We start from the raw sequence: 25328 nt of genomic DNA on the forward strand, positions 1-25328 counted from the left end.
CTGATAGGCCGCGGGTCCATCCCATACCGCCGGAACTTTCCACCACCGATCATGCGATCAGTGGTCGTATCCGGTATTAGACCTCGTTTCCAAGGCTTATCCCAGAGTACAGGGCAGGTTACCCACGTGTTACTCACCCGTTCGCCGCTCGTGTACCCCGAAGGGCCTTACCGCTCGACTTGCATGTGTTAAGCACGCCGCCAGCGTTCGTCCTGAGCCAGGATCAAACTCTCCAATAAGGATTGTGTTGATCGCTCCAGACGGAATATGTCTGGCAATCTGGTCTACTCAAAGGAATACTCCTGACGAGGAGTATTCATATTACTGGCTGTGTTTCGGCACGCTGTTGAGTTCTCAAAGAACACGCGCTCACCGCAGCTCATCTCCGAGGAGAGTCACTTCCGGGGCTGTGTCAGGCTTAGAAGTCTTTCGCCGCGCTCCGTTCCGGTGTTTCCCGGCCCGTTCCGCGCTGGCAGAGAGAAATTTACACGGGCGCCCACCAACATCCAAATCGGGGGTCCCGCACCGCGTAACCGCAGGTCAGCCACCACGCGGACGGCCCAAACCCGCCAAGATCGACGCACAGTGTGACCGGGGCCACGCCGACAATCTTGTATCTGCCGCTAGCGGGGTGCGCTCGGCAGGTGCACCGTCACCGACAGACCACCTGTCGGCACGGCCACTGCCTGCGCAAACCCTCCGTGCGCGGCCACTGCGGCCCGCACGATCGAGAGCCCCAGACCGGTACCGGAGTGGCTCGTGCGGTCCTTGCCCCCGCGCCGGAACGGTTCGAACAGCTCCTCGACGCGGTCCGGCGGAATCAGCTGACCCGACGACGACACCCGCACGACGGACCACTGCGGCCCCGTCTCCACCACGGTCTCGATCCACCCGCCGACGTGGTTGTGCCGGACGGCGTTCTCCAGCAGGTTCCCCGCGATGCGCTCCAGCAGGGCGGGATCCCCGATCGCGAGCGCCGGCGCGCACCGGAACACCGTGCGCAGGTTGCGCGCCTCGGCCTCCGCCCGCACGGCCTTCCACGCGGACTCCACGACAGCAGAGAGGTCGACCGGCTCACGCACCGCGAGCCCGATTCCGTCCGTGCGCGCGAGCAGCAGCAGCGCGGACACCAACTGTTCCGCGCGCTCCCCTGCCGCGCGCACGACGCCGGCCATGCGTCGCAGCTCTTCCACGTCTGCGTCCGGATCGGACAGAGTCACGTCCAGCTCCGTGCGCACCACCGAGAGAGGAGTGCGCAGTTCGTGCGATGCGTTCGCCACGAACCGGCGTTGCGAGTCGAAGGCCGCCTCCAGCCGGTCGAGCATCGCGTCGAACGTGTCCGCGAGGTCCGCGACCTCGTCGCGCGGCCCCTCCAACCGCAGCCGCGACCCCAGCGACTCCGCCGACAACCGGCGCGCGGCACCCGTGACGTCGTGCAACGGCTTCAGCACCCGGCCGGTGAACGTCCACGCCAGCACAGCGGCGGCCAGCACCATGCACGCGAACGCGATCAGCCCCGCGCGGAGCAGGTCCTCACGAGCAGCCTGCGTCAACGCGTTCGTCAGCACCGTCACGTCGACGTTGACCCCGTCGACGGTGACCTGGCTCCCGGACGGGAACGAGGGCGAGGAGTCGAAGACCCGCCCGACCAGCGTCCACCCCAGGAAGAGCAGCACAGCACTCACCACCGCGACGAGCGCGGTGGTGAGGAGCGTGATCCGGAGACGCAGTCCGGGTCCGCGCCTGCGCATGGGGCTAGTCCTCAGCAGGTCCGATCGAAGCGCTGGGCACCCGGTAGCCGGAGCCCACGACGGTGTCGATGATGCCCGGTTCACCGAGCTTCTTGCGCAACGTCATGACCGTGACGCGCACGGTCGTGGTGAACGGGTCGGCGTTCTCGTCCCACACCCGTTCGAGCAGCTCCTCGCTGCTGACGACCGAGCCCTTCGCCGCGAGCAGGACCTCCAGCACGCCGAACTCCTTGCGGGTGAGCTCGATCGGCTGCCCGCCGCGCGACACCGTCCGCCGCGCCGGGTCCAGTTCGACGTCCTGAGCGGACAGCACGGGCGGCGTCGCAGGCGTCGCACGCCGCGCCAACGCCCGTACGCGCGCGACCAGCTCGGGGAACGCGAACGGCTTCGCGAGGTAGTCGTCCGCGCCCAGCGACAACCCGGCGACGCGGTCCTCGATGGTCCCGCTCGCCGTCAGCATCATGACCCTGGTGAGCGCGCCGGAGCTGAGGATCTCCTTGCACAGCTCGTCACCGGACATCCCCGGCAGGTCGCGGTCGAGCACAACCACGTCGTACCGCGTGACGGTCGACTTCTCGTGCCCGGTCTCGCCGTCGTACGCGACGTCCACGGCCATGCCTTCACGCCTCAGGCCGCGAGCGATCGCGTCGGCCAGAGGCGCCTCGTCCTCGACTACCAGAATCCGCACGCGTCAAAGGTGCCACATTCACCTGAGACCACGCTTAACGGCACCTTCACGCGGCCTGTCGGCCTCAATCGCGCTGGTGGTGGGCGAGGAGAACGCCGAGCAGCCGGGTCAGGGTCTGCCGGTCCTGCTCCGACAGAGGTCCGAGCAGATCGTCCTGCGCCTGGTCGAGCGCCCGGTCCAGCCGACACAGCTGCGTCCTGCCGAGCTCGGTGACCATCACCGTGTTGCGCCTGCGGTCCTTCGGGTCCTGTGCGCGGTCGACGAAACCCCGCTCCTCCAGCTCGGTCACCGCCGCCACGACGTCGCTGCGGTCCATGTTGCAGCGGCGGCCGAGCTCGGCCTGGCTGGCGACGCCGAACTCGTCGAGCGCGGCCAGGACGCGGTAGTGGTAGCCGCGCGCCCCCGCTTCGACGAAGCCCTCGGAGGCCAGCCGGTGCGCGTGCACGGCCAGCTGGGTGAGCAGCCAGCTCGGCTTGTCCGCCAGGCGTGCGGGGGTCTCCTCCATGAACGTCATCCTAAGCCGTTGGCGCGGCCAACGATAACGTGTATGTTGGTGGCGCCAACGTTGGCGCCACCAACATAGGGGATCGCATGAACACTGAAGTCCTGCTAGACCGCATCGAGATCGTCGACCTGTTCAGCCGGCTCAACCGTCTGCTCGACGAGAAGCGGTGGGACAACGCGCACACCGTCTTCGACCGCGACATCTCGGTTTCGTCGCCCCGCAACGGCGAGCTCAACGGCATCGACGAGCTCGTCGCCGTCATGCGGAAGGCCGAGGACCCGGACGAGCTCACCCAGCACGTGACCACGGACCTGCTGGTGGATGTCGACGGCGACAAGGCCACCACCTCGGCGAACTCGGTGACCTACTTCTTCCGCGCGGGCCAGGCGCCCCACCGGACCGCCGGCCTGCGCCTCGACGGCGTCGTCGTCAGGACGCCCGACGGCTGGCGGCTGCGCGAGTACCGAACCACCCTCGTCTGGCTGAACGAGAGGTGATCAGGACCTGCGGGCGGGCCGATCCACCACGACGGTCGACGCGGCCTGCAGCGCGCGGAGCTCCAGCAACGCCGGGTGCTCCTCCGCCAGCCGGGCCGCGTTCAGCAACGACCGCAGCGCCGCGGTCTCGCCGCGGGCCCGCTCCAGCGCGGCACGTCCCTCCGAGGCCGCCACCAGCTCGGCCAGCGCGGCACGCCGCAGCTCACCGGGCATGACGACATCCCGGACGGCCACGTCGGAGACCGACACACCCAGCTCAGCCGCCCGAAGGGCAACAGCCTCCAGCACCTCGGCAGCGATCGCGTCGCGCTCGGCATCGACAGCCGAGTGCGCACGCGTGAGCACCGCACCGCGCAATGCGAGCTGCACGGCCGTGTAGAGCTCAGCCTCAGGACCAGCAGACGCCACGACGAAGGTCGTCGCCGACGACACGGCCCACCGCACAACAACGGTCACGCGGACAAGCACACCGTCGGACGTCGGCACGTCCTGCGCGGCGGGGGTCATCGTGCGTGGACGGACGTCGACGCGGTGCAGCACGACACGCCGCGGGAACTTGTGCTGTCCGGGCTCCACCTCACCCACCAACACGCCGCGATCGAACCGAACACCCCGCTCCCACGGGTACAACGTGTGCTTCATCGTCTCCACCGTCTCCAGGTAGACCACGACCCCGGTCGGCGGAACGTCGAGGCGGGAGTCCACAAGGGACTCGCAAAGCCCGACATCCCCACGTGCGACCGGGGTCGTGGCGCTCAGGGATCGAACCTGAATGCTTCTAAGGCACCCAACACCCGCCTTGAGCGCGGAACCCGGACAGGAAGTCCTGCCGGGTCGCTTCAGCGGGCGCGAGACGGAAGAGTAACCGAACTACTTGTCCGCGGGCTCGTCGATTTCGACCGGCAGGCACTCCAGCCGCGCGGCCCACTCCGTCACGCGCCGTGCGACGTCCTGCGCCGTGATGCCGCACAACGCCAGCACCTCACCGCGGGAGCCGTGGTCGTGGAACTGCTGCGGCAACGCGATGTCGCGCAACGGCACCTCGACGTCGGCGTCGCGCAGTGCGGCCGCGAGAGCCGAACCGAAGCCACCGTGCCGGCCACCGTCCTCGACGGTCACCACGAGCTTGTGCGACGCGGCCATCTCCACGAGGTCGGACGACATCGGGTAGATCCACCGCGGGTCGACGACCGTCACGCCGATGCCCTGGTCCTCCAGCCGTTGCGCGGCCTCCAGCCCGAGCTCGCCCAACGCACCGACGGTCACCAACAGCACGTCGTTGCCCGACCGCCGAAGCACGTCAACGGAACCAACGCGCTCAAGAGCGGGCAGATCCGCGCCGACCGAAGCCTTCGGGTAGCGGATGACCGACGGCGCGTCCGAGATCGCCACGGCCTCGCGCAGCTCCTCGGCGAGCGTGCCCGCGTCACGCGGCGCCGCCACGTGCACGCCGGGGATGACGCCGAGGATCGACATGTCCCACATGCCGTGGTGCGACGCGCCGTCCGGGCCGGTGACACCCGCGCGGTCGAGCACGACCGTGACGCCCTGCTTGTGCAGCGCCACGTCCATCAGCAGCTGGTCGAACGCCCGGTTCAGGAACGTCGCGTAGACGGCCACGACGGGGTGCAGACCACCGATCGCGAGGCCGGCGGCGGAGGTCAGCGCGTGCTGCTCGGCGATGCCGACGTCGAAGAAGCGCTCCGGGAACGCCTTGGCGAACGCGTCCAGGCCGGTCGGGCCCTGCATCGCGGCGGTGATCGCCACGACGTCGGAGCGCTCGCGGCCGATCTCGACCAGCGAATCGGAGAACACGTGCGTCCAGGTGCGGCTGGACGGCTTCAGGTCCTCGCCGGTGATCGGGTCGATGACGCCGGTGGCGTGCATCTGGTCGGCCTCGTGGTTCTCGGCCGGCGCGAACCCCATGCCCTTGCGGGTGACGGCGTGCACGATGACCGGTCCGCCGAACGCCTTGGCGCGCTGCAGAGCGGACTCGAGCGTCCCCATGTCGTGGCCGTCGACCGGGCCGATGTACTTGAGGCCGAGGTCCTCGAACATCGCCTGCGGCGCCAGCGCGTCCTTGATGCCGCGCTTGGCGGCGTGCAGGGCGGCGTAGAGGGGCTTGCCGAAGATCGGCGTCTGCTGCAGCGCGCTCTTGCCCCTCTCCAGCACGCGCTCGTAGCCGGGACGCAGGCGCAGCGACGACAGGTGGTCCGCGAGACCACCGATCGTCGGCGAGTACGAGCGGCCGTTGTCGTTGACCACGATCACGACCGGACGCGTCTTGTCCGCCGCGATGTTGTTCAACGCCTCCCAGCACATGCCGCCGGTCAGCGCGCCGTCACCGACGACCGCGACCACGTGGCCGTGCGCGCCGTTGATCTGCTTCGCCTTCGCCAGGCCGTCGGCGTAGGACAGCGCCGTCGAGGCGTGCGAGCTCTCCTGCACGTCGTGCTCGGACTCCGACCGCGACGGGTAACCGGACATCCCGCCCTGCTGGCGCAACCGGTCGAAGCCGTCGCGGCGACCCGTGACGATCTTGTGGACGTACGACTGGTGACCGGTGTCGTAGACGATCGGGTCCTGCGGCGAGTCGAACACGCGGTGCAGCGCGACGGTCAGCTCGACGACACCCAGGTTCGGGCCCAGGTGCCCGCCCGTCTTGGACACCTTGTCGACCAGAAAACGACGGATCTCCCCGCACAGCTGCTTCAGCTGCGCCTCGTCCATCCGTTTCAGATCAGCTGGTCCGTGCACGGACTCCAGCAGGGTCACCACGCCCACCTCACTCCTGAAGACTTCGGCCCAGTCTACGGAGACTCGCCTGAGACGATTTGTCACCTCGTCTCAGGAACGAGCAGGGCGATGCACTCCACGTGATGTGTCATCGGGAACGCGTCGAACGCCCGCAGGTCCTCCAGCCGGTAGCCCTGAACTGTGAATTCAGCCAGGTCACGCGCCAGAGCGGCGGGGTCGCAGGCCACGTAGACCACCCGTTCGGGACGGCGTCGTGCGACTTCAGCCACAACGACCTTGCCCGCACCCTTGCGCGGCGGGTCGAGCACCACGACATGAGGGTCCTCGACGGGCAGTTTGCGCGTCACGGCTCGCTCCACCTTGTCCACCACCCACTCGACCTGGGACATGCGGCGAAGGTTGCGGCGACCGTCCTCCACGGCGCCCGCGAAAGACTCGACGACCAGCACGGATCCGGTCTCGCCGACCTGCCGTGCGAGCACCGACGCGAAGAGTCCCGCACCGCCGTAGAGGTCCCACGCGCGTTGGCCCGGTTCGGCCGCGATCCACTCCCCCACGACGGTCGCGAACGTGTCCGCGGCCGCCGGGTGCACCTGCCAGAAGCCGTCGGCCGAAATTCGCCACTTCCGGTGAGCGGCGGTCTCCACGGCCGTACCGGATCCGGCGCGTCGCACGGTGTGTCGCCCGCGCACCTCACCTACATGGCGGTTGCCGTCACCGTCCTGGACGATGGTCAGCTCCTGGGCTCGCCACGTTCGGTCAGCGACCGCCTCGACCATGCCCGGCCGGGAGATCACACAGTGGTCGACCGGGATCACTTCGTGGGATCGGGTGCCGCGGAAACCCGGCCTGCCCTCGCTGTCGACGGCCATCCGGATCCGCGTCCGCCACTCCAGCGGACCACCCGGCAGGGCCTCGACGACGACGTCACGTTCGATCTTGCCCAGGCGCGCGAGCTGCTCGCGGACGACCTGGGCCTTCAGCTCCCGTTGCGCGTCCCACGACACGTGCTGGAAGTCGCAGCCACCGCACATCCCCGGCCCGCTGAACGGGCACGGCGGCTCGACGCGGTCAGGTGATGGCTGAAGAACCTCCACGGCGTCCGCACGGCAGAAGGACCCGCCGTTGTCCTCGTACACCGACGCGATGACGCGCTCGCCAGGCAGTGCGTGACGCACGAACAGAACGCGCCCCTCGTGCCGTGCAACGAAGTGCCCACCGTGTGCAACTGATCCGACTTCTACTTCGAACTTCTCGCCAACCCAGCTCATCGGTCGTCAAGTCCCCTTCGGACGGCGCCGGGCGCGATGACGTCCTTGTCGCGGACCTTCGTCGACGACGCCAGCTGCCACGGCACGCTGGTGACCATCACTCCCGGCTGGAACAGCAGCCTTCCCTTGAGCCGCAACGCGCTCTGGTTGTGCAGCAGCTGCTCCCACCAGTGGCCGACGACGTACTCGGGGATGAACACGGTGACGACGTCGCGCGGGTTGTCGGACTTCACGCGCTTCACGTAGTCGAGGACGGGCCTGGTGATCTCGCGGTACGGCGACTCGATCACCTTCAGCGGGATCTTGAAGTTCTCCTTCTCCCACTGCGCGACGAGCTTGCGGGTGTCGCCGTCGTCGACGTTGACCGTGACGGCCTCCAGCACGTCCGGGCGTGTGGCCTTGGCGTAGGACAACGCGCGCAACGTCGGCATGTGCAGTTTGGACACCAGCACCATCGCGTGGTTGCGCGCCGGCATCGTGCGCACGCGCTCCTGCTGCCGCAGTTCCTCGGCGACGGTGTCGTAGTGCTTGCGGATCGCCGTCATCAACGCGTAGATGGCGGCCATCGCGGCGATGGCGATCCACGCGCCCTTGGTGAACTTGGTGATCAGCACGATGATCAGCACGGTCGCGGTCATGACGAGACCGAACGTGTTGATCGCCTGCGAGCGGCGCATCCGGGTGCGCGCCTGGGCGTCGGTCTCGGTCTTGAGCAGCCGCTGCCAGTGCTTGATCATGCCGAGCTGGCTCAGCGTGAACGACACGAACACACCGACGATGTAGAGCTGGATGAGCCGCGTGACCTCGGCGTCGAAGGCGATCACCAGCACGACCGCGAAGCCCGCCAGGAACACGATGCCGTTGGAGAACGCGAGCCGGTCGCCGCGGGTGTGCAGCTGGCGCGGCAGATAACGGTCCTGGGCGAGGATCGAGCCGAGCACCGGGAAGCCGTTGAACGCGGTGTTCGCGGCGAGCACCAGGATCAGCGCGGTGACACCGGTGATGAAGAAGAAGCCGGGCGGGAAGTTGTTGAACACCGCGTGCGCGACCTGCGCGACCATCGTCTTCTGCTCGTAGCCCGCCGGGGCGTTGGTGATCTGGTGCTCCGGCGACTCGGCCATCCGCACGTCGGTCAGCTGCGCGAGGACGATCAGCCCCATCAGCATGGTCACGGCGATGCCGCCCATCATCAACAGGGTCGTGGCGGCGTTGCGGGACTTGGGCTTGCGGAACGCGGGCACACCGTTGCTGATCGCCTCGACGCCGGTGAGCGCCGCGCAACCGGACGAGAACGCCCGCAGCACCAGGAACACGAACGCGAGGCCCATCAGGTGGTCGCCCTCGGCGTGGATCTCCAGGCCGGAGCTCTCCGCGCGCATCTCGTCACCGAGTACGAACCCGCGGAACAGGCCCCACCCGATCAGGCCGAAGATGCCGATCATGAACGCGTAGGTGGGGATCGCGAACGCGCTGCCGGACTCCCGGATGCCGCGCAGGTTGATCGCGGTGAGGACGACGATCGCGGCGACCGCGAACTCCGCCTTGTGGGTCGCGACGAACGGGATCGCCGACCCGATGTTCGCCGCCGCAGCCGAGATCGACACCGCGACCGTGAGGATGTAGTCGACGAGCAGGGCGCTCGCCACGGTGAGTCCTGCTCTGCGGCCCAGGTTGACCGTCGCGACCTCGTAGTCGCCGCCGCCCGACGGGTAGGCGTGCACGTTCTGCCGGTAGCTGGCGACGACTGTCAGCATGACCACGACGACTGCGACGCCCACCCACGGCGCCAGCGCGTAGGCGCTCAGCCCCGCCACCGACAGCATCAGGAAGATCTCCTCCGGCGCGTACGCGACCGACGACATGGCGTCGGAGGCGAACACCGGGAGGGCTATTCGTTTGGGCAGGAGGGTGTGAGCGAGGCGATCACTGCGGAACGGCCGTCCGACCAGGAGGCGTTTGGCAGCGGTGGCGAGCTTGGACACGGCCAGAGCGTAAGGGGTCCGCTCACCGGGACGGGCTAATGCTCGGTAGGTTCTGCGCAGAGTTCGCCTGAGGAGGCATGTCGTGCACGTGGTGATCATGGGATGTGGCCGGGTGGGAGCCTCCCTGGCCAGGGCCCTCGAGCGGCTCGACCACCAGGTGGCCGTGATCGACAAGGATGCGCAGTCGTTCCGCAGGCTGGGCAGCGACTTCCACGGCCAGCAGGTCGTCGGCAACGGTTTCGACCGCAATGTCCTGATCGAGGCGGGCGTCGAGCGCGCCGGGGCGTTCGCGGCGGTCTCCAGCGGCGACAACTCGAACATCATCTCGGCGCGCGTGGCGCGGGAGACGTTCGGCGTCGAGCACGTCGTCGCCCGCATCTACGACCACAAGCGCGCGGCCGTGTACGAGCGGCTGGGCATCCCGACGGTGGCGACCGTGCCGTGGTCGACCGACCGGTTCCTGCGGATGCTGCTGCCCGAGGGCGCGGCGACCGCGTGGCGCGACCCGTCCGGCACCGTCGCGGTGCTGCCGATCGAGGTCGACGAGACGTGGGTCGGCCGGCCCGTGTTCGAGCTCGAAGGGGCCATCGGCGCCCGCGTGGCGTTCCTGATGCGGTTCGGCACGGGTGTGCTGCCGGACGCCAAGACCGTCGTGCAGGCCGACGACACCATCTACGTGGCGGCGCTGTCCGGCACGATCACCGACGTCGCGGCGGCGGCGCTGCAGGCACCGGAGGAGAGCTGATGCGGGTCGCGATCGCTGGCGCGGGCGCGGTGGGGCGGTCCATCGCGCAGGAGCTCGTGTCCGACGGGCACCAGGTGATGCTGATCGAGCGGGACCGGGCGCACTTCGACCCGAACTCGGTCGAGCAGGCGGAGTGGGTGCAGGCCGACGCGTGCGAGCTGTCCTCTTTGGAGGACGCCGGCATGCAGCTGTGCGACGTGGTGATCGCCGCGACCGGTGACGACAAGGTCAACCTCGTGGTGTCGCTTCTGGCCAAGACGGAGTTCGCGGTCCGTCGCGTCGTCGCGCGCGTGAACGACCCCACGAACGAATGGCTCTTCACCGAGTCGTGGGGCGTCGACGTGGCCGTGTCGACGCCACGGCTGCTCGCCGCGATGGTCGAGGAGTCCGTGACGATCGGTGACGTCGTGCGGCTGCTGACGTTGCGGCAGGGCCAGGCGAACCTCGTCGAAATCACCCTCGACGAGTCGACGCCGTTCGCCGGCCGTGCCGTCTCGGAGCTCACGCTGCCCCGCGACGCCGCGCTGGTGACGATCCTGCGCGGCGGACGGGTCATCGTGCCGCAGCCGGACGACACGCTCGAGGGCGGCGACGAGCTGTTGTTCGTCACGACCGCCGCCGTCGAGCAGGACATCAAGACCGCCCTCGGCTACTAGGGCGCGTTCCAGTACTGGTTGCCGCCGCCGTGGCAGTCCCACAGCTGCACGGAGGCGCCCTGCCACCAGTTCGCGCCCGCGATCTCGACGCACCGGTTGCCGTACATCCACGACCGGATCCGGCCGACCTCGTAGCTGTGCGAGGCGGGGCGGTAGAAGAGCTGGTGGGCGGGGCTGTTGGCCTGGCAGTCGTACATCTGCAGGTGGGCGCCGTTGTCACCGTTGCCCCAGGCGGCGGTGAGGCATCTGCCGCCGTCGGCGTTGCGCAGCCGCAGCCCGTCCCAGTACCAGCGCTGGGTCGGCGCGTTCTGGCAGTCGACCATGATGATCCCGGCGCCGTTCTGGCCGGTGGCCGCGGTCATGCACCGGTTGTTGAACCGCGACGAGATCTGGAACGTCGTCTGCGCCTCCGCCGAGGAGGAGGTCGTGACGAGGACGCCGCCGGCGACGAGCGTCAGTGCTGCCATGAACGTGGCCTTGCGCTTGAGAAGGTTCATGGCGAGACGACGCTGCGCGCGCACGACCTGATACACCTGAAGGTATCTGCGCTGCGGAAGCGAGCACTTACCAGCTGTGAGCGATCAGCTGCCCCTGGTCGGGCGCGAGAGTGAACTGCGGGCCGCGCTGCGAGCGCTTTCCGCGGACGGTGCGGTGCTGCTGTCCGGCCCTCCCGGCGTCGGCAAGACACGCCTGGCGGCCGAGATTCTCGCCGCCGTGCCTCACGCGGTGGTGCGGTGCTACGCCACGGTCGCCACCTCGCGGATCCCCCTCGGCGCGATCGCCTCGCACGTCCCGGCCGACCTGCCCGCCTCGCAAGGGGCGTCGCTTCTGCCGTTGTCCTCCGTCCGTGCCGCGGCCGAACATCTCTCTCGTGGCGGGCGACGGGTGTTGTCGATCGATGACGCACATCTGCTCGATGACGCGTCGTTGTTGGTGTTGCAGCACGTGGTGCGCCACAGGCTGACGCGGGTCATCTGCACGGCGCGGCCCGGCTGGGGTCTGGAAGGACTGACTGTCGTCGACGTCGACGCACTCGACCAGGAACGCGCGAACCAGTTGCTCACGACGGCGCTCGGCGGGCCTGCCGACGCCTCGACGCGGCACCTCGTGTGGGCCAACAGCCAGGGCAACCCGTTGTACCTCAAGGAACTCGTCGCGGCGGGGGTGCACTCGGGCGCGCTCACCGCGACTCAGGGCGGCTGGAGCTGGAACGGGCCGCTGGAGCTGTCCGGCAGGCTCGCAGAGCTCGTCGACCTGACGCTGGGACGGCTCGCGGAACCGCAACGGCGGGCGCTGGAGCTGCTGTCGTACGGCGAGCCGCTCGAACCCGAGCTGATGCCGATCCCGCGGGAGCTCGTGGACATGGGGTTCGTGCGCATCGGTGACGACGGACGCGCGCGCGTCGCCCATCCGCTCTACAGCGCGCGCCTGCGTGCGACGTGCCCCACGTTGAGAGCGCGCGCGCATCGAAGAGCGTTGGCTGACCGGCTCGAAGCAGGAGGCGCGGACCGGCCCGGCGACGCGGTGCGGGTCGCGACGTGGCGCCTCGACAGCGGCACGGCGGAGTCGCCCGACGTGCTCGCGCGGGCCGCCGAACAGGCGCTGTCGGCCCAGGACTGGGAGCTCGCGGAACGGCTGTCGCGGGCGGCGGTGGCGCGCGGGGCCACGTCCCGCGTCGGGCTCGTGCTCGGGCTGGTGCTCATGTACCAGCGGCAGTGCGCGCAGGCCGAGGACGTGCTCGCCGAGACCATGGCGGCGGGCGGCGACGTCCTCACGTTGATCCAGGTCGGCTGCACGCGCGCGTTCAACCTGTTCTTCGGCCTCGGCGACGAGGAGGCCGCGGTGGCGGTGCTGGACGAGGTCACCGCGCGGGAGCTGCCGCCGGAGCTGGAGCACGCGGTGCTGTTCTTCGCGCTGACGTTCGCGCTGGAGGCCGCGCCGCTGCCGATCGCGCGGCTCGGCGGAGAGCTGCTGATCGCCGAGGGCGGCTGGGCGGCGACGGCGGGGCGGCAGGTGCTGGCGTTCGCCGACCAGTTCGCCGGCCGCTACACCGAGGCCATCGCGCGCGTCGAGGACAACCACGACGCGGTCCTCGCGACGGCGGGGCGGTTCCCGTCGCTGGCGAACGCGGCGAACGGCGTGCGCAACGAGAGCATCCTGCGCTGCGGCGACCTGGCTCAGGCGGAGAAGCGGGCCGCACAGGCGCTGGCCGAGGTGATCGAGGAGGGCCGCTGGTCGGTGACGCAGGTGCCGCCGCGGGTGCTGCTGAGCCAGAGCGCGCGGTTGCGCGGACAGGCCGCCGCCGCCGTGCGGATCACCGCGGAGGGCGTTCCCGAGTCCGACGGCCGGCCGAACTCGCGGCCGATGATGTGGGACGTGCTGCTGCTGGCCGAGTTCGCCGCCGCTGCCGCGTTGCACGGGCAGTCCGATCGTGCGGAACGGGCGCTGGCGCGCGCTGAGGCCGGGTTGCGGCCCGCGTGGCGCATCGCGCAGTTCGCCGTGGGCGCCGCACGGTCGTGGGTGCTCGCCGGTGCAGGACGCGTCAACGAGGCGATGCAGGCCGCTCTGGACAACGCCGCCGCCGCGCGTGCACACGGCGCGCACTCCGAGGAGATCGTGTCGCTGCACGACGCGGCGCGGTTCGGTGCGGACACCTCGCCACGGCTGCTGGAGCTCGCGAAGTCCCGCAGGGATCCGCTGACGACGGCGTGCGCCTCACACGCGCAAGCGCGCGCGTTGCGTGACGCGGCAGGCCTGGAGGAGGTGGCGGCGGCGTTCACGGCGTGCGGAGCCACGTTGTACGCGGCCGAGGCGCTCGCGGAGGCCAGCAGGTTGTCGCGGCTGCACGACCGGCCCCGTGAGGCGGACCGGCTGGAGCGGCAGGCTTCGGCGCTCGCGGAGTCGTTCGACGGGGCGACCACGCCAGGTCTGGTCGTCACGAGCACGCTTGCCGCGCTGACACCACGTCAGCTGGAGATCGCGCGTCTGGCCGTGGCGGGCCTGACGAACGTGGAGATCGCCGAACGGCTCGCCATCGCCAAACGCACCGTGGACAACCACCTGCACACGACGTACGCGGCGGTGGGTGTGACCGGACGGAATGGGCTGCGCGCGCTCTTCGGCCAGGCCTGACCGCGCTAATCGATGTGCGCGCAAGCCCGCGTCTTCGGCACACTGCGAGGTGTGTGGCCGTTCGTGGGCAGGGTGCGGGAGCTCGAGGACGTGATGTCCGCGCTCACCGAACCCGACGGGAAGGGCGCCGCGCTCGTCGGGGCCGCCGGGGTGGGCAAAACCCGTCTCACGGACGAAGTCGTGACACGGCTGGAGCAGACCGGTGTCACCGTGCGGCGCTGCTACGCGACCGTGGCGACGTCGTCGATCCCGTTCGGCGCGCTGGCCGCGATGCTGCCCGCCGACATGCGCACGGCGAACCCGCTCGGTCGCGCCGTTGAGCACCTACTGGCCGAACCGCAGCCGTTGACGATCGTGGTGGACGACGCGCATCTGCTCGATGACGCCTCCATCGGGTTGTTGCACCACATGATCCGCCACGGGCACGCACGGGTGCTGGTCACCTCACGGCCGAGTGAACGTTCCGAGCTGTGGCAGGAAGGGTTGCTGACGCGTTATCCGCTCGGTGACCTGTCCCGCGCCGAGTCCGACCTGTTGCTGGAACGGGCGCTGGACGGGCCGGTGGACACGCGCACGGCGTCGTTGCTGTGGTCGGGCAGCACCGGAAACCCCTTGTACCTCAGGGAACTCGTCGTGTCCGGCCGTGCCGTCGGGTCGTTGCGCACCGCCGAGGGCATCTGGTCGTGGCACGGCGCGATCGAGCTCGGCGGGCGGCTCGGGGAGCTCGTGCAGGAGAACCTCGGCCGGTTGGAGCCGTCGCACCGGCACGCGCTGGAGCTGCTCGCCTACTCCGAACCGGTGGAGCTCGACCTGCTGGCGTCGCTGGTGCAGGAGGAGTCGCTGGACGACCTCGAGACACGGGCGTTGATCCTCGTCGAGTCGTCGGGACGCCGTACGGTCGTGCGGCTCGGGCATCCGTTGTACGGCAGCCTGCTTCGTGGGACGTGTCCTGAATTGCGCGCGCAGTCGCACCAACGCGCGTTGGCCGCCGGTCTGGAGGCGACGGGCGCACGCCGCCGCGAGGATCTGATGCGCATCGCCACGTGGCGGCTGGACGGCGGCTCGCCGATCTCGCTGGACCTCTTGGCCGCGGCGGCCGAACAGGCGTGGGCGGCGCAGGACGTGACGCTCGCCGAACGCCTGTGCCGCGCGGCCGTCGACGCCGGCGGGCTGAGCCGGGTCGGGCACGTGTTCGGCCAGGTGCTGATGCACGGCCGTGCGCCGGACCAGGCCGAGTCCACGCTGGCGGACGTGATGAGCGGCCCGTTGTCGGCTGAGGACCTGAGTCGCCTGGGCGCCACCAGGTCCATGAACCTCCACTTCGGACTCGGCGACGCGGACGCCGCCGTCGCGGTGCTCGACGCCGTCGACGTTCCGGGGCTCCCGGCGGACCTGCGGGACTGGCTGACCGTGGTCAGGACCCTGGAGGAGGCGCAGTACCGTCCCGCGGCCGAAGTCCTGGAGGACACCTATCGGCCGGTGGCACCACATCTGTCCGTCCACATGCGACGCACCAGGGCGTTGTGTCTCGTGCACGCGGGCCGGTTCCGCGAAGGCCTGGAGGAGATCGCGGGCTACGAGGCCGAGGAGCTGGCGTCGAGTGACGAACCGCAGGAGCCGGACGACGGCGCGCTGCGCATGCGTTGCTTCGCACTTGCGTTCAGCGGCCGGCTCGCCGAGGCGGAAAGCCTCGCGCTGACGATGTACAACAGGTCGTTCGACGAGTTGGCCTTCACGGGCGCGACATCGCTCTACAGCGTGCTGTCCTTCTGCGCGCGCTTGCGCGGCCACGGTGCACAGGCCCTGCGATTCGCGCGTGAGGGCAGTCCGAAGACGCCGGACAATCCGCTGATCTTCGACACGATCGCGCTCGCGAACCTCGCCGCCTCCGCGGCCCTGTGCGGCGACGGCGACCTCGCGCAGGAGGCCCTCGCCCGCGGTGAGAAAGCCCGCCGCCCCGCCTGGCAGCTGACCGGCGTGACCGTGTCGGTGGCCCGGTCGTGGGTGCTCGCCTGCACCGGCGACGTCCGCGCCGCCGCGGACGCCGCGATGGCCGCCGCCGACGAGAGCGCCGAACTGGGCGTGCACAGCAGCGAGGCCTGGGCCCTGCACGACGCCGCGCGCTTCGGCGTCGACACGTCCCTGCGCCTGGCGGCCCTCACGTCGACCATGGGCGACCCGCTGACCGAGGCCTACGCGGCACACGCGACCGCTCTCGCGCACGCCGCACCGACCGCCCTGGAGGCGGTGGCGACGGATTTCCTGCGTCTGGGCGCCACCTTGTACGCGGCCGAGGCCCTGGCGTCCGCCGCCCGGCTGCACCGCGCTCAGGACAACGCACGCGCGGCCTCCCAGGCCTCGGCGCGCCAGGCGCTGCTGATGCGCGACTTCGACGGCGTCCGCACCCCCGCCCTGCGCGTGGACGGCCTGACCCACCTGACCCGGCGCCAGGCCGAGGTGGCGAGGCTCGCGACGTCCGGGCTCACCAACCAGCAGATCGCGGAGAAGCTCCACACGTCCAAGCGCACGGTCGACAACCACCTGCACGCGATCTACGGCGTGCTCGGGGTGACGGGGAGGGACGAGCTGCGCACGGTGCTCGGGCCGTCCTGACGACGAACGGCCGGCGCCTCCGAGGAGACACCGGCCGTCGAAGCGGAGCAGGATCAGTCGCGGGACTTGTCGCGCGACTCGGTCTCGACGACGCGCTTGAGCTCGTCCATGTCCGGGGTCAGCAGGTCGTCGGCGGTGCGGGCCAGCACCTCTTCCTCGCTCGCCTCGGCCGCACGGGCTTCCTCGGCGGCCTTGAGGCGCTTGTCGGCCCGGCGGACCGCCCAGACCGTGGCGAGCAGGGCGATGGCCATCAGCGGATAGCCCATCGCGAGGCGGGCCACCGCGAGCCAGCCGACCTGGTCCTCGTCGTAGAGCCAGCGCTGGACCACGAAGCGGGCGAAGAAGACCAGGGCCCACACGAAGGTCGCGATGTCGTAGTCGCGGACCGAGGCCTTGTCGCTGCGCCAGGAGCGGTCCCTGCCGTTGAGGAACGTCCAGATCACGCCGGCGAGCGGCCAGCGCACGATGATCGACAGCAGGAACGCGCTGCCGTAGACGATGCTCTGCCAGATGCCGAAGAGGAAGAAGCCCTTGGCCTCGCCCGTCTTGTAGGCGATGAACGCCGCGACGCCCACGCCGAAGACGGCGGAGATCGCGGGTTGGACCGTGCCCTTGCGCACCGCCAGGATCACGCCGATGACGACGGCGGCGGCGAGGGAGCTGATGATCGCGGCCATGAGGTTCTTGGCGGCGAAGTTGACGATCACGAAGACGAGGACGGGCAGCGACGAGTAGAGCATTCCGCTCACGCCGCCCATCTGCTCGAGGACGGTGGGCTGCTTTTCTTCGGTCTCAGCTGAAGTCATGAAGCGTTCTGCAACTCGTAATAGGGGTTGTAGAGCACCTTGCGCCCGTCGCGCACGGCGATGCGGCCACGGGCCTTGATCGTCCGACCAGGCTCGATACCCGCGATGCGACGGCGGCCGAGCCAGACGAGGGTCACGCCCTCGGTGCCGTCGTAGAGCTCAGCTTCCAGAGTGGCGGCCGCGTCACGGGGGCAGAGCTCCACGCTGCGGAGCCTTCCGAGCACGGTGACCTCCTCACCGGACTTGCAGTCGCAGGCCTTCACCGCGCCGACGGCCTCCGCTTTTCGCGAGAGGTCGTCCGCGTCGAGCTCGGCGACGTCGCTGGTCAAGCGACGCACCAAGCGGCGCCAATAGCCGCTCATCCCCGACTCCTGCATTGCTCAAGTGGCCCCGTGGTGTGGACCGTCTGTGAGTGAGGGTACGCACGAGGGCCGACAATCTCGGGCGTGCCTGCCGAGACCGTCGTCCTTCTGCCCGGAACCGCCTCCGACGAGGTTTTTGTCCGTTCCGTGTTCGCCGAGCCGTTGTCGCAGGTCGGCGCTGTTTTCACCGCTCCACGTGTTCGCACACTCAGTGAACGGTTGACGGCGCTCGAAAATGCCTTCCAAGGCCACCCGATCGTGGTGGGCGGTGTCTCACTGGGTGCGCACGTCGCCGCCACGTGGGCTGTGCGGAACCCGGACAGGTGCGCGGGGCTCATCCTCGCGCTGCCCGCGTGGAGCGGCGCACCGCACCGGGCACCCGCGGCGCTCGCGGCCAAGGTGAGCGCGGGCGTCGTCCGCGACGAAGGCCTCGCGACCGCGCTCTCCGGCACGACCGGCTGGCTGCACGACGAACTGTCCAGGGCGTGGCACGGCTACGGCGACCAGCTCGTGCCGCACCTCGAAGAAGCCTCGGAGTCACTCGCCCCGACGCTCGACGAGCTGAAGACGCTGAAGGTGCCGACGGGAATCGTCGGGTGCACCGACGACCCGGTGCACCCGATCGACGTCGCTCGGGCGTGGGCGGACGCCATTCCACGCGCCGTGCTCGTCACCACGACGCTCGACGCCTACCCGCGCGCACTGGGGCGCGCGGTGCAGGCGTGGCAGCAGGCGCGTCAGGAGCTGTCTTAACCCTGCTGCTCGATGTGGCGGGCGATCGCTTCCGGCAGCTCGACCGGCAGCGGGGTGCGGGGCGGCATCGGCTGGTCACCGCGCACGACGACGGTGCCGCGCAGCATCTCGCGCAACGCCTCGGAGTTCTGCGCGAAGTGCTCCTCAGGACCGGCCGCGACACCGCGCAGCATCCAGCGCGGGCCGTCGACGCCGACGAAGAGGATCTGCACGCCCTGGTTGCGCGCGGTGATCTCCTCGCCCCACTCGCCGTTCTCGCGGTTGATGCGGGCGCCGTCCTCCTTGAGGCCGGCGATCAGCTCGGCGCCGACCTCCTTCCAGAGGCCGCCCGACTTCGGCGCGGCGAACGCGCTGACCGTCAACTGCCCCACGGACGTGAGGACGTGCACCGCGCGCACGGCACCGGTCTGCTGGTCCATCTCGACCTGCAGCTGGGCCTCGTCCGGCATCGGCAGCTGCACCGATCCCAGGTCGAGGCGCTGCACGTCGTCGCGGGGCGCCACGGTGGAGTCCCACGGACCTTCGACGTCGTCGAACACCTCGTCGTGCTCCGGACCGGTGTCGACCGCCCCCGCGGAGTGACGACCGCGCTTGCGGCGCCTTCCGAACATGCCTTAACCCTCCGTCTGCGTGCTGGCGAGCACCACGTGCCCGCCCGTCGAGCCATAGCCTCCCGCACCGCGTTCCGTTTCCGGCAACTCGGCGACCTCGCGGAACACCGCGTGCTCGACGCGTTGCACGACGAGCTGGGCGATCCGGTCGCCGCGCGACAGCACGATCGGCTCACGGAGATCATGGTTCACGAGGCAAACGCGGATCTCACCGCGGTAGCCGGAGTCGATCGTGCCGGGCGTGTTGACCACGCTCAGCCCGGCCCGCGCGGCCAGTCCGGAACGGGGGTGGACGAAGCCCGCGAACCCGTCCGGCAGCGCGATCGCGACACCGGTGCCGACCACGGCGCGCTCGCCTGGTGGAATGACCACGTCCGACGTGGTGACCAGATCGGCGCCCGCGTCGCCGGGACGGGCGTAGGCGGGCACGGGAACCCCCGGATCGAGCCGGGTCAGCAACACCTCGACGCTGGACACGGCGGCCGAGATTACCCTGACGACGTGAGTGAGACTGCCGTGACCGCCACTACGACCTTCCGCGAACGCCTGTACGTGACGTGGTGGATCTGGCCGCTGCCACTGCTGGCGGCGGGCCTGCTGGCCGCCGAGGTGCACATGGGCTTCCCCGGTGTGCGGTCGTGGCTGCCGTACGTGATCCTGCTGCCGCTGACGCTCGTGTTGATCGTGCGGATGGGGTCGACGAAGGTCGAGGTGGCCGACGGCGAGCTGAGGGCGGGCGACGCCCACATCCCTCTCGAGCTGCTCGGCGAGGTCGAGATCATCGCGCCGCAGGACCGGCGCCGGGCGATGGGCCCCGAGCTGGACCCGGCCGCGTTCGTCGTGCACCGGGGCTGGGTCAAGCCGCTCGTGCGGGTGCGGGTGAACGACCCGGAGGACCCGACGCCCTACTGGGTGATCAGCACGCGGCGCCCGGAGGAGCTCGCCGCGGCGATCAAGTCCTGAAAGACACAACTGGGCGCCACCCGTGAGGGTGAGCGCCCAGTTCTTTCTGGCGGACTCGGATCAGGCGCAGTCGCGGCAGATGTACACGCCGTTGTTGTCCTCGGCGAGCCTGCTGCGGTGGTGCACCAGGAAGCACTTCGAACACGTGAACTCGTCGGCCTGCTTGGGCAGGACCTTGAACGTGAGCTCCTCGCCGGAAAGGTCGGCACCGGGGAGCTCGAAGTTCTCCGCGCTCGCGTCCTCGTCGACGTCGACGACGCCGGACTGCGTCTCGTTCCGCCGGGCCTTCAACTCCTCGAGGGAGTCCTCAGCGAGTTCGTCCGCCTCGCTGCGACGCGGCGCGTCGTAGTCGGTCGCCATCTTCTTCACCCCTGCGGTCTACGGAGACTGTTCGTGTCGCTGGTTAACGCTCCAGCGCCCTCTTTTGTGCCCCACGTCAAGGTGACGTAGGTCTCTCGCACTCGGTGGCAAGCCAACCCCCTTGACGTGACCGTCGGCTTGATCCACATGTCGGCGGAGCGCGCAGAGGGTAGCTCATTGTCCGAGTGCCCCGGCATCGGGTTACCCCTTACCGACCGGACGGGTGACACAACCTTTCTACGCAGGACCGATACCCTGTGCGGGAGCGTGTTAACCCCGGCGTGCAACCTGGCGCCGGGCCGGTACCGTCCTGACTGTGAGCAATCAGGCCGGTGCGTTGGGTCACGCCCGCCAGGGGGCGCGTCAGCTGGGCAGGGCCTAGGCTGATCACAGGGGACGGAACACGGGGAGGGCTTCGGACGTGGGACCCGCATCGGGAAGCTTGACGCCCTACAAGCGGCGTCGGCCCGTGCCCGCCCTCGTGCTGTTCGCGGTGCTGTTGGTCAGTTCCGTGTTCGTTTGGGTGAAGGTGCTCGGCAACGCAAGCGACGTGGACGCGGCCATCAAGTGCAACGCGCCCGGCCACTCGACCACCGCGGCCGACCCCGCCGCCGCCACACCGACGGCCCCGCCCCCGGCGCTGGGCACCGTCCTGGAGCACGACGCGCTGGACCGCACCAACCCGGTGCCGGTCGGCGAGGTCAACTTCAAGGTCGTGAACGCCTCGACGCAGCGCAACCACGCCAAGGCCGTGGCCACGATGTTCACCGAGCTGGGCCTCAAGCAGGTGGCCGACCCCGGCAACGACCTGATCTACCCGGCGGGCGACATGAACTGCCGCGGCCAGATCCGCTTCGGCGCCCCCGGCGCACAGGCGGCCAGGACGTTGTCGCTGCTGGAACCGTGCCTGGAGCTCGTGCGCGACGACCGCCAGGACGCCACCGTCGACATCGCGATCGGCAAGAAGTTCGACGAGGTCAAGCCGAACAGCGACGCCCGCAAGGTGCTCGACCAGCTCAAGGAGTGGGCCGAGCAGCAGCCGGAACAGCAGGGCGGCCAGGTCGCGGCAGCCGCCCCGCCGACGCTGAACGCGGACAACCTGGCCGGCGCACGCGACGTGACCTGCGGCTGACCGCTACCGCGCCCCCTTGGGGGTCGATCTTCTTCCGGGCGAGCACGTCCTCTGGCGCGGCCGACCCGTGGCTCGTGCGGTGTTCCTGCGCCAGGATCTGCGGTGGATCTGGTTCAGCCTGAAGTTCGACGCGCTCACGGCCCTGGCCGTGGTCTTCGTGCTGGTGGACCGGTCGCTGGACTTCGGCGACATCTGGGTCGTCGGGCTCGCCGTGTTCGTGGGGCCCGAGGTCGCCCGTTTCGTGGAACCGCTCCTGGGCGAGTGCATACAGTCTGCCGCCTGACGAACGCACCTGTGGGGCCGTGCTGCCCCACGCAACGACCCTTATGCAAAAGACGTTTGCGGACGTCCGCAAACGTCTTTTGCATAACCGATATATCAGCGCGCTGACCAGCAGATATGTCGCGTGCGCCGTTGCATGAGGCCATCGACATGTCGACAACCCATCAACGTTGATTCCGCTCCGTCAACGTTGATCCGGCGCGATCAACGTTGACGACGTCACACCTTGCCGAACCCGCTCTCCACGAGCGCACCGTGCATCGCCTCCGCGATCCCGGGCGCCGCGGCGAACGTCGCGTCCTCCCCCAGCTCGGGCGACGACCCCGGCAACCGCACCACCGCACCGGCCTCCGCGGCGATCAGCCCGCCGGCCGCCCAGTCCCACCGCCCCAGCCCGTGCTCGGCATACGCGTCGAGCCGCCCGGCCGCCACCGAGCACAGGTCCAGCGACGCCGCGCCCGCGCGGCGCATGTCACGCACCCGCGTCGCCATCGCCGCCCACGTGTCGGCCTGCCGCTGGCGCCGTTCCGCCCGATATGCGAACCCGTACCCGAGCAGGGACAGCGACAGGTCGGTCGTCGCGGACACGTGCAGCGGTGAGCCGTCCAGGAAGGCCCCGTGCCCCCGCGCCGCGGTCCACACCCGGCCGGTCGCCGGCTCCACCACCGCACCCGCGACCGACTCGCCGTCGAGCTGCGCGGCGATCGACACCGAGTACCAGGGGATGCCGTAGAGGTAGTTGACGGTGCCGTCGATGGGGTCCACCACCCACGTGAGGCCGTCGACGACCTCTCCGCCCTCCTCCTCGCCGAGCACCGGCTCGCCCGGCCGCAACTCGGACAGACGCGTCCGGACGAGTTGTTCCGAGGCGCGGTCCGCTGCCGTCACCACGTCCGTCGAGGTGCTCTTGGTGTCGAACGACACGACGGCGGAAGCACGCATGCGCTGAACAAGAGCGCCTGCTTCCCGTCCGATGGCGGTCGCGATGTCAACGAGTGGCCGGGGATCGAACACGACCGGTTCCCTCCTGCGTCACTAGCACGGGACTATCGGACTACCTCAGGCTAATGTCTGCGCACCACGGTTACTGAATCGAAGCCAGCAGGATCTAGTAGGAAGGACCACGGGGATGGGCATCACCCGCGGGTTCGGTGTGGACATCGGCGGCTCCGGCGTCAAGGGCGGCCTGGTCGACCTCGAAGCAGGAGCACTGGACGGCGAACGCATGCGGATCCCCACGCCTCAGCCCTCGACGCCGGAAGCGGTCGCGGAGGTCGTCGCCGAGATCGTCGAGAAGTTCCAGTGGGACGGGCCGGTCGGCATCACGCTGCCCTGCGTGGTCAAGCACGGTGTCGCCCTCAGCGCCGCGAACGTGGACAAGGGCTGGATCGACTGCGACGCCCAGAAGCTCTTCGCGGAGCGCCTCAAGCGCAAGCCCGAGGACATCGTCGTGATGAACGACGCGGACGCGGCCGGCATCGCGGAGATGTCGTTCGGCGCGGGCGTCGGCAAGGACGGGACCGTGGTGCTGCTGACGTTCGGCACGGGCATCGGCAGCGCGGTGTTCCTCGACGGCAAGCTGGTCCCGAACACCGAGTTCGGACACCTTCAGGTCGACGGGCACGACGCGGAGAAGCGCGCGGCCGCCTCTGTGAAGGAGGAGAAGGGCATGAGCTGGGAGGAGTGGACGCCTCGGGTCACGCGGTACATCAACGTGCTCGAGGACCTCATCTGGCCCGACCTCGTGATCGCCGGCGGCGGTGTGAGCAAGAAGGCGCACAAGTGGTTGCCGTTGCTCGAGGTTCGCACCGAGGTCGTCGCCGCCGCGTTGAAGAACGACGCGGGCATCGTGGGCGCTGCCTGGGCTGCCGCACACGGCGTCAGGCCCTGACGACCATTCGACACCGAAACGTGTCCGACTCGATCTAGCTGCGACAACGCAGGTGAGAGCGCCCCGAAGCACCTCGGGGCGCAACACCGCGTCACCGACGTCGTTACAATGGAACGCACACCCGCCAAGCAAGATCGGCGGGGAGATCCCCTGAACTCTGGCGACCGAGGTTTCGCGCCCTCTGGTTTGCCTTGAACGACCGTCGCGAAAGGGCGTACGTGGCAGCCGCAGAAACCGCAACCCGACGCTCCAGCTCCGCCGCGAGCGCCGCCAAGACGACCAAGGCGACCGCGGCCGGTGAGGCCGAGGAGAAGCCGAAGCGCAAGACGACCGCTGCGGCAGCGAAGAAGCCCGCCGCGAAGGCCGCCGGCGCCAAGACCCCGCGCAAGACGGCCGGCAAGGCCGATCCTGCCGCGAAGGGTGCCACCAAGAAGGACGGCGAAGAGCCGGAGGACATGGAAGGCGCTCCGGGCGCCGAGGACTTGGTCGACGACGTCGAGCTCGTGGACGAGCCGGTCGTGGACGAGCCCGAGGAGGCGGAGGACCCCAAGAACGAGGGCGACTTCGTCTGGGACGAGGAGGAGTCCGAGGCCCTGCGCCAAGCGCGCAAGGACGCGGAGCTCACCGCTTCGGCCGACTCCGTCCGGGCGTACCTGAAGCAGATCGGCAAGGTCGCCCTCCTCAACGCCGAGGAGGAGGTCGAGCTCGCCAAGCGCATCGAGGCAGGCCTCTACGCCGCCGAGCGCGTCCGCCGCTCCGAGGAGGAGGCGGAGAAGCTCACCCCGCAGCTGCGCCGCGACCTGCGCTGGATCGTCCGCGACGGCGAGCGCGCCAAGAACCACCTGCTCGAGGCGAACCTCCGTCTCGTCGTGTCGCTCGCCAAGCGCTACACCGGCCGCGGCATGGCGTTCCTGGACCTGATCCAGGAGGGCAACCTGGGTCTGATCCGCGCGGTCGAGAAGTTCGACTACACCAAGGGCTACAAGTTCTCCACGTACGCCACCTGGTGGATCCGTCAGGCGATCACCCGCGCGATGGCCGACCAGGCCCGCACCATCCGCATCCCGGTGCACATGGTCGAGGTCATCAACAAGCTGGGCCGCATCCAGCGCGAGCTGCTCCAGGACCTGGGCCGCGAGCCCACGCCGGAAGAGCTCGCCAAGGAAATGGACATCACGCCCGAGAAGGTGCTGGAGATCCAGCAGTACGCGCGTGAGCCCATCTCGCTGGACCAGACGATCGGTGACGAGGGCGACAGCCAGCTCGGTGACTTCATCGAGGACTCCGAGGCCGTCGTCGCGGTCGACGCCGTGTCGTTCACGCTGCTCCAGGACCAGCTCCAGTCGGTGCTCGCGACGCTGTCCGAGCGCGAGGCGGGCGTCGTCCGGCTGCGCTTCGGCCTGACCGACGGCCAGCCGCGCACGCTGGACGAGATCGGCCAGGTCTACGGCGTCACGCGTGAGCGCATCCGCCAGATCGAGTCCAAGACGATGTCGAAGCTGCGTCACCCGTCGCGCTCCCAGGTCCTGCGCGACTACCTCGACTAGTCCTACTCAGGCATACGCAGAGAT

General features: G+C 69.6%; 25 protein-coding genes and 1 rRNA gene. 11 read left to right on the forward strand and 15 right to left on the reverse strand.

What is annotated here, in order from left to right; genetic code table 11:
- From ACFOWZ_RS21590 to ACFOWZ_RS21605, 4 genes are all read right to left on the reverse strand, one after another.
- A 16S ribosomal RNA gene (locus tag ACFOWZ_RS21590) occupies positions 1–239 on the reverse strand; the annotation flags it as partial.
- 384 nt (positions 240–623) lie between these two features.
- Complete coding sequence (locus ACFOWZ_RS21595; RefSeq protein ID WP_382375201.1) at positions 624–1751, reverse strand: sensor histidine kinase; 1128 nt, start codon at positions 1749–1751, stop codon at positions 624–626.
- A gap of 4 nt (positions 1752–1755) precedes the next feature.
- Positions 1756–2439, reverse strand: coding sequence for a response regulator transcription factor (locus ACFOWZ_RS21600; protein WP_030464810.1), 684 nt, complete (start codon positions 2437–2439; stop codon positions 1756–1758).
- 64 nt (positions 2440–2503) lie between these two features.
- The gene (locus ACFOWZ_RS21605; RefSeq protein WP_382375204.1) at positions 2504–2944 is read right to left on the reverse strand and encodes a MarR family winged helix-turn-helix transcriptional regulator; all 441 of its coding nucleotides are present in this window, start codon (positions 2942–2944) and stop codon (positions 2504–2506) included.
- 86 nt (positions 2945–3030) lie between these two features.
- On the opposite strand from ACFOWZ_RS21605, the gene ACFOWZ_RS21610 reads away from it, so the two are divergent.
- Positions 3031–3441, forward strand: coding sequence for a nuclear transport factor 2 family protein (locus ACFOWZ_RS21610; RefSeq protein ID WP_382375206.1), 411 nt, complete (start codon positions 3031–3033; stop codon positions 3439–3441).
- Here the strand turns inward: ACFOWZ_RS21610 and ACFOWZ_RS21615 are convergent, their stop codons facing one another.
- The 4 genes from ACFOWZ_RS21615 to ACFOWZ_RS21630 all read right to left on the reverse strand — a co-directional run bounded on the left by ACFOWZ_RS21615 (position 3442) and on the right by ACFOWZ_RS21630 (position 9451).
- Positions 3442–4146, reverse strand: coding sequence for a slipin family protein (locus ACFOWZ_RS21615; protein WP_382375208.1), 705 nt, complete (start codon positions 4144–4146; stop codon positions 3442–3444).
- Between the two features lie 165 nt (positions 4147–4311).
- Positions 4312–6216, reverse strand: coding sequence for a 1-deoxy-D-xylulose-5-phosphate synthase (gene dxs / locus ACFOWZ_RS21620; RefSeq protein WP_382375210.1), 1905 nt, complete (start codon positions 6214–6216; stop codon positions 4312–4314).
- A 62-nt stretch (positions 6217–6278) separates the two neighbouring features.
- Complete coding sequence (locus ACFOWZ_RS21625) at positions 6279–7469, reverse strand: class I SAM-dependent RNA methyltransferase (RefSeq protein ID WP_382375212.1); 1191 nt, start codon at positions 7467–7469, stop codon at positions 6279–6281.
- Positions 7466–9451: an APC family permease gene (locus ACFOWZ_RS21630; protein ID WP_382375214.1), complete on the reverse strand. Its 1986-nt coding sequence runs from the start codon at positions 9449–9451 to the stop codon at positions 7466–7468. Before ACFOWZ_RS21630 ends, ACFOWZ_RS21625 begins: the two co-directional genes overlap by 4 nt.
- Before the next feature lie 82 nt (positions 9452–9533).
- Here ACFOWZ_RS21630 and ACFOWZ_RS21635 point away from each other — a divergent pair, with 82 nt between their 5' ends.
- Together ACFOWZ_RS21635 and ACFOWZ_RS21640 are read left to right on the forward strand one after the other, a co-directional pair.
- Positions 9534–10196 (forward strand): potassium channel family protein, encoded by a 663-nt coding sequence (locus ACFOWZ_RS21635; protein ID WP_030464817.1) that lies wholly within the window; start codon positions 9534–9536, stop codon positions 10194–10196.
- A complete protein-coding gene (locus tag ACFOWZ_RS21640; protein WP_030464818.1) occupies positions 10196–10852 on the forward strand; it encodes a potassium channel family protein in 657 nt (218 codons plus the stop codon). The genes ACFOWZ_RS21635 and ACFOWZ_RS21640 overlap by 1 nt, the downstream gene beginning before the upstream one ends.
- On the opposite strand, the gene ACFOWZ_RS21645 is transcribed toward ACFOWZ_RS21640, so the two are convergent.
- Complete coding sequence (locus ACFOWZ_RS21645; RefSeq protein ID WP_382375216.1) at positions 10849–11349, reverse strand: RICIN domain-containing protein; 501 nt, start codon at positions 11347–11349, stop codon at positions 10849–10851. The two genes, ACFOWZ_RS21640 and ACFOWZ_RS21645, sit on opposite strands and share 4 nt — an antisense overlap.
- Before the next feature lie 76 nt (positions 11350–11425).
- On the opposite strand from ACFOWZ_RS21645, the gene ACFOWZ_RS21650 reads away from it, so the two are divergent.
- Both ACFOWZ_RS21650 and ACFOWZ_RS21655 read left to right on the forward strand, forming a co-directional pair.
- Complete coding sequence (locus ACFOWZ_RS21650; protein WP_382375218.1) at positions 11426–13984, forward strand: AAA family ATPase; 2559 nt, start codon at positions 11426–11428, stop codon at positions 13982–13984.
- A 51-nt stretch (positions 13985–14035) separates the two neighbouring features.
- Positions 14036–16597: a helix-turn-helix transcriptional regulator gene (locus ACFOWZ_RS21655; protein ID WP_382375220.1), complete on the forward strand. Its 2562-nt coding sequence runs from the start codon at positions 14036–14038 to the stop codon at positions 16595–16597.
- 53 nt (positions 16598–16650) lie between these two features.
- Here the strand turns inward: ACFOWZ_RS21655 and ACFOWZ_RS21660 are convergent, their stop codons facing one another.
- On the reverse strand, positions 16651–17403 hold the full coding sequence (locus tag ACFOWZ_RS21660; RefSeq protein WP_382375222.1) for a DUF3159 domain-containing protein: 753 nt from the start codon (positions 17401–17403) through the stop codon (positions 16651–16653).
- On the reverse strand, positions 17400–17780 hold the full coding sequence (locus ACFOWZ_RS21665; protein WP_030464824.1) for an OB-fold nucleic acid binding domain-containing protein: 381 nt from the start codon (positions 17778–17780) through the stop codon (positions 17400–17402). The genes ACFOWZ_RS21660 and ACFOWZ_RS21665 overlap by 4 nt, the downstream gene beginning before the upstream one ends.
- Before the next feature lie 69 nt (positions 17781–17849).
- Here ACFOWZ_RS21665 and ACFOWZ_RS21670 point away from each other — a divergent pair, with 69 nt between their 5' ends.
- Positions 17850–18518 carry an alpha/beta fold hydrolase gene (locus ACFOWZ_RS21670; protein ID WP_382375225.1) on the forward strand — a complete coding sequence of 223 codons (669 nt, stop codon included), beginning with the start codon at positions 17850–17852 and terminating at the stop codon, positions 18516–18518.
- Here the strand turns inward: ACFOWZ_RS21670 and ACFOWZ_RS21675 are convergent.
- Both ACFOWZ_RS21675 and dut read right to left on the reverse strand, forming a co-directional pair.
- A complete protein-coding gene (locus ACFOWZ_RS21675) occupies positions 18515–19129 on the reverse strand; it encodes a DUF3710 domain-containing protein (RefSeq protein WP_382375227.1) in 615 nt (204 codons plus the stop codon). The two genes, ACFOWZ_RS21670 and ACFOWZ_RS21675, sit on opposite strands and share 4 nt — an antisense overlap.
- 3 nt (positions 19130–19132) lie before the next feature.
- Positions 19133–19606, reverse strand: coding sequence for a dUTP diphosphatase (gene dut, locus ACFOWZ_RS21680; RefSeq protein ID WP_030464827.1), 474 nt, complete (start codon positions 19604–19606; stop codon positions 19133–19135).
- A 24-nt stretch (positions 19607–19630) separates the two neighbouring features.
- Between dut and ACFOWZ_RS21685 the strand changes: the two genes are divergently transcribed.
- The gene (locus ACFOWZ_RS21685; protein ID WP_382375229.1) at positions 19631–20092 is read left to right on the forward strand and encodes a DUF3093 domain-containing protein; all 462 of its coding nucleotides are present in this window, start codon (positions 19631–19633) and stop codon (positions 20090–20092) included.
- Positions 20093–20152: 60 nt separating this feature from the next.
- Here ACFOWZ_RS21685 and ACFOWZ_RS21690 read toward each other — a convergent pair whose 3' ends face one another.
- On the reverse strand, positions 20153–20452 hold the full coding sequence (locus ACFOWZ_RS21690; protein WP_030464829.1) for a DUF4193 domain-containing protein: 300 nt from the start codon (positions 20450–20452) through the stop codon (positions 20153–20155).
- A gap of 421 nt (positions 20453–20873) precedes the next feature.
- On the opposite strand from ACFOWZ_RS21690, the gene cei reads away from it, so the two are divergent.
- Together cei and ACFOWZ_RS21700 are read left to right on the forward strand one after the other, a co-directional pair.
- Positions 20874–21584 (forward strand): envelope integrity protein Cei, encoded by a 711-nt coding sequence (gene cei / locus ACFOWZ_RS21695; protein WP_382375231.1) that lies wholly within the window; start codon positions 20874–20876, stop codon positions 21582–21584.
- Between the two features lie 16 nt (positions 21585–21600).
- The gene (locus tag ACFOWZ_RS21700) at positions 21601–21867 is read left to right on the forward strand and encodes a hypothetical protein (protein ID WP_382375233.1); all 267 of its coding nucleotides are present in this window, start codon (positions 21601–21603) and stop codon (positions 21865–21867) included.
- Between the two features lie 218 nt (positions 21868–22085).
- On the opposite strand, the gene ACFOWZ_RS21705 is transcribed toward ACFOWZ_RS21700, so the two are convergent.
- A complete protein-coding gene (locus ACFOWZ_RS21705; protein ID WP_382375235.1) occupies positions 22086–22880 on the reverse strand; it encodes an inositol monophosphatase family protein in 795 nt (264 codons plus the stop codon).
- 115 nt (positions 22881–22995) lie between these two features.
- On the opposite strand from ACFOWZ_RS21705, the gene ppgK reads away from it, so the two are divergent.
- Entirely contained in the window at positions 22996–23757 is a 762-nt protein-coding gene (ppgK, locus tag ACFOWZ_RS21710; RefSeq protein WP_382375237.1) for a polyphosphate--glucose phosphotransferase, read from the forward strand.
- A 218-nt stretch (positions 23758–23975) separates the two neighbouring features.
- Complete coding sequence (locus ACFOWZ_RS21715) at positions 23976–25304, forward strand: RNA polymerase sigma factor (protein WP_030464834.1); 1329 nt, start codon at positions 23976–23978, stop codon at positions 25302–25304.
- Positions 25305–25328 lie beyond the last annotated feature (24 nt).

Source organism: Lentzea rhizosphaerae, assembly GCF_042649515.1.
Classification (GTDB): domain Bacteria; phylum Actinomycetota; class Actinomycetes; order Mycobacteriales; family Pseudonocardiaceae; genus Lentzea; species Lentzea aerocolonigenes.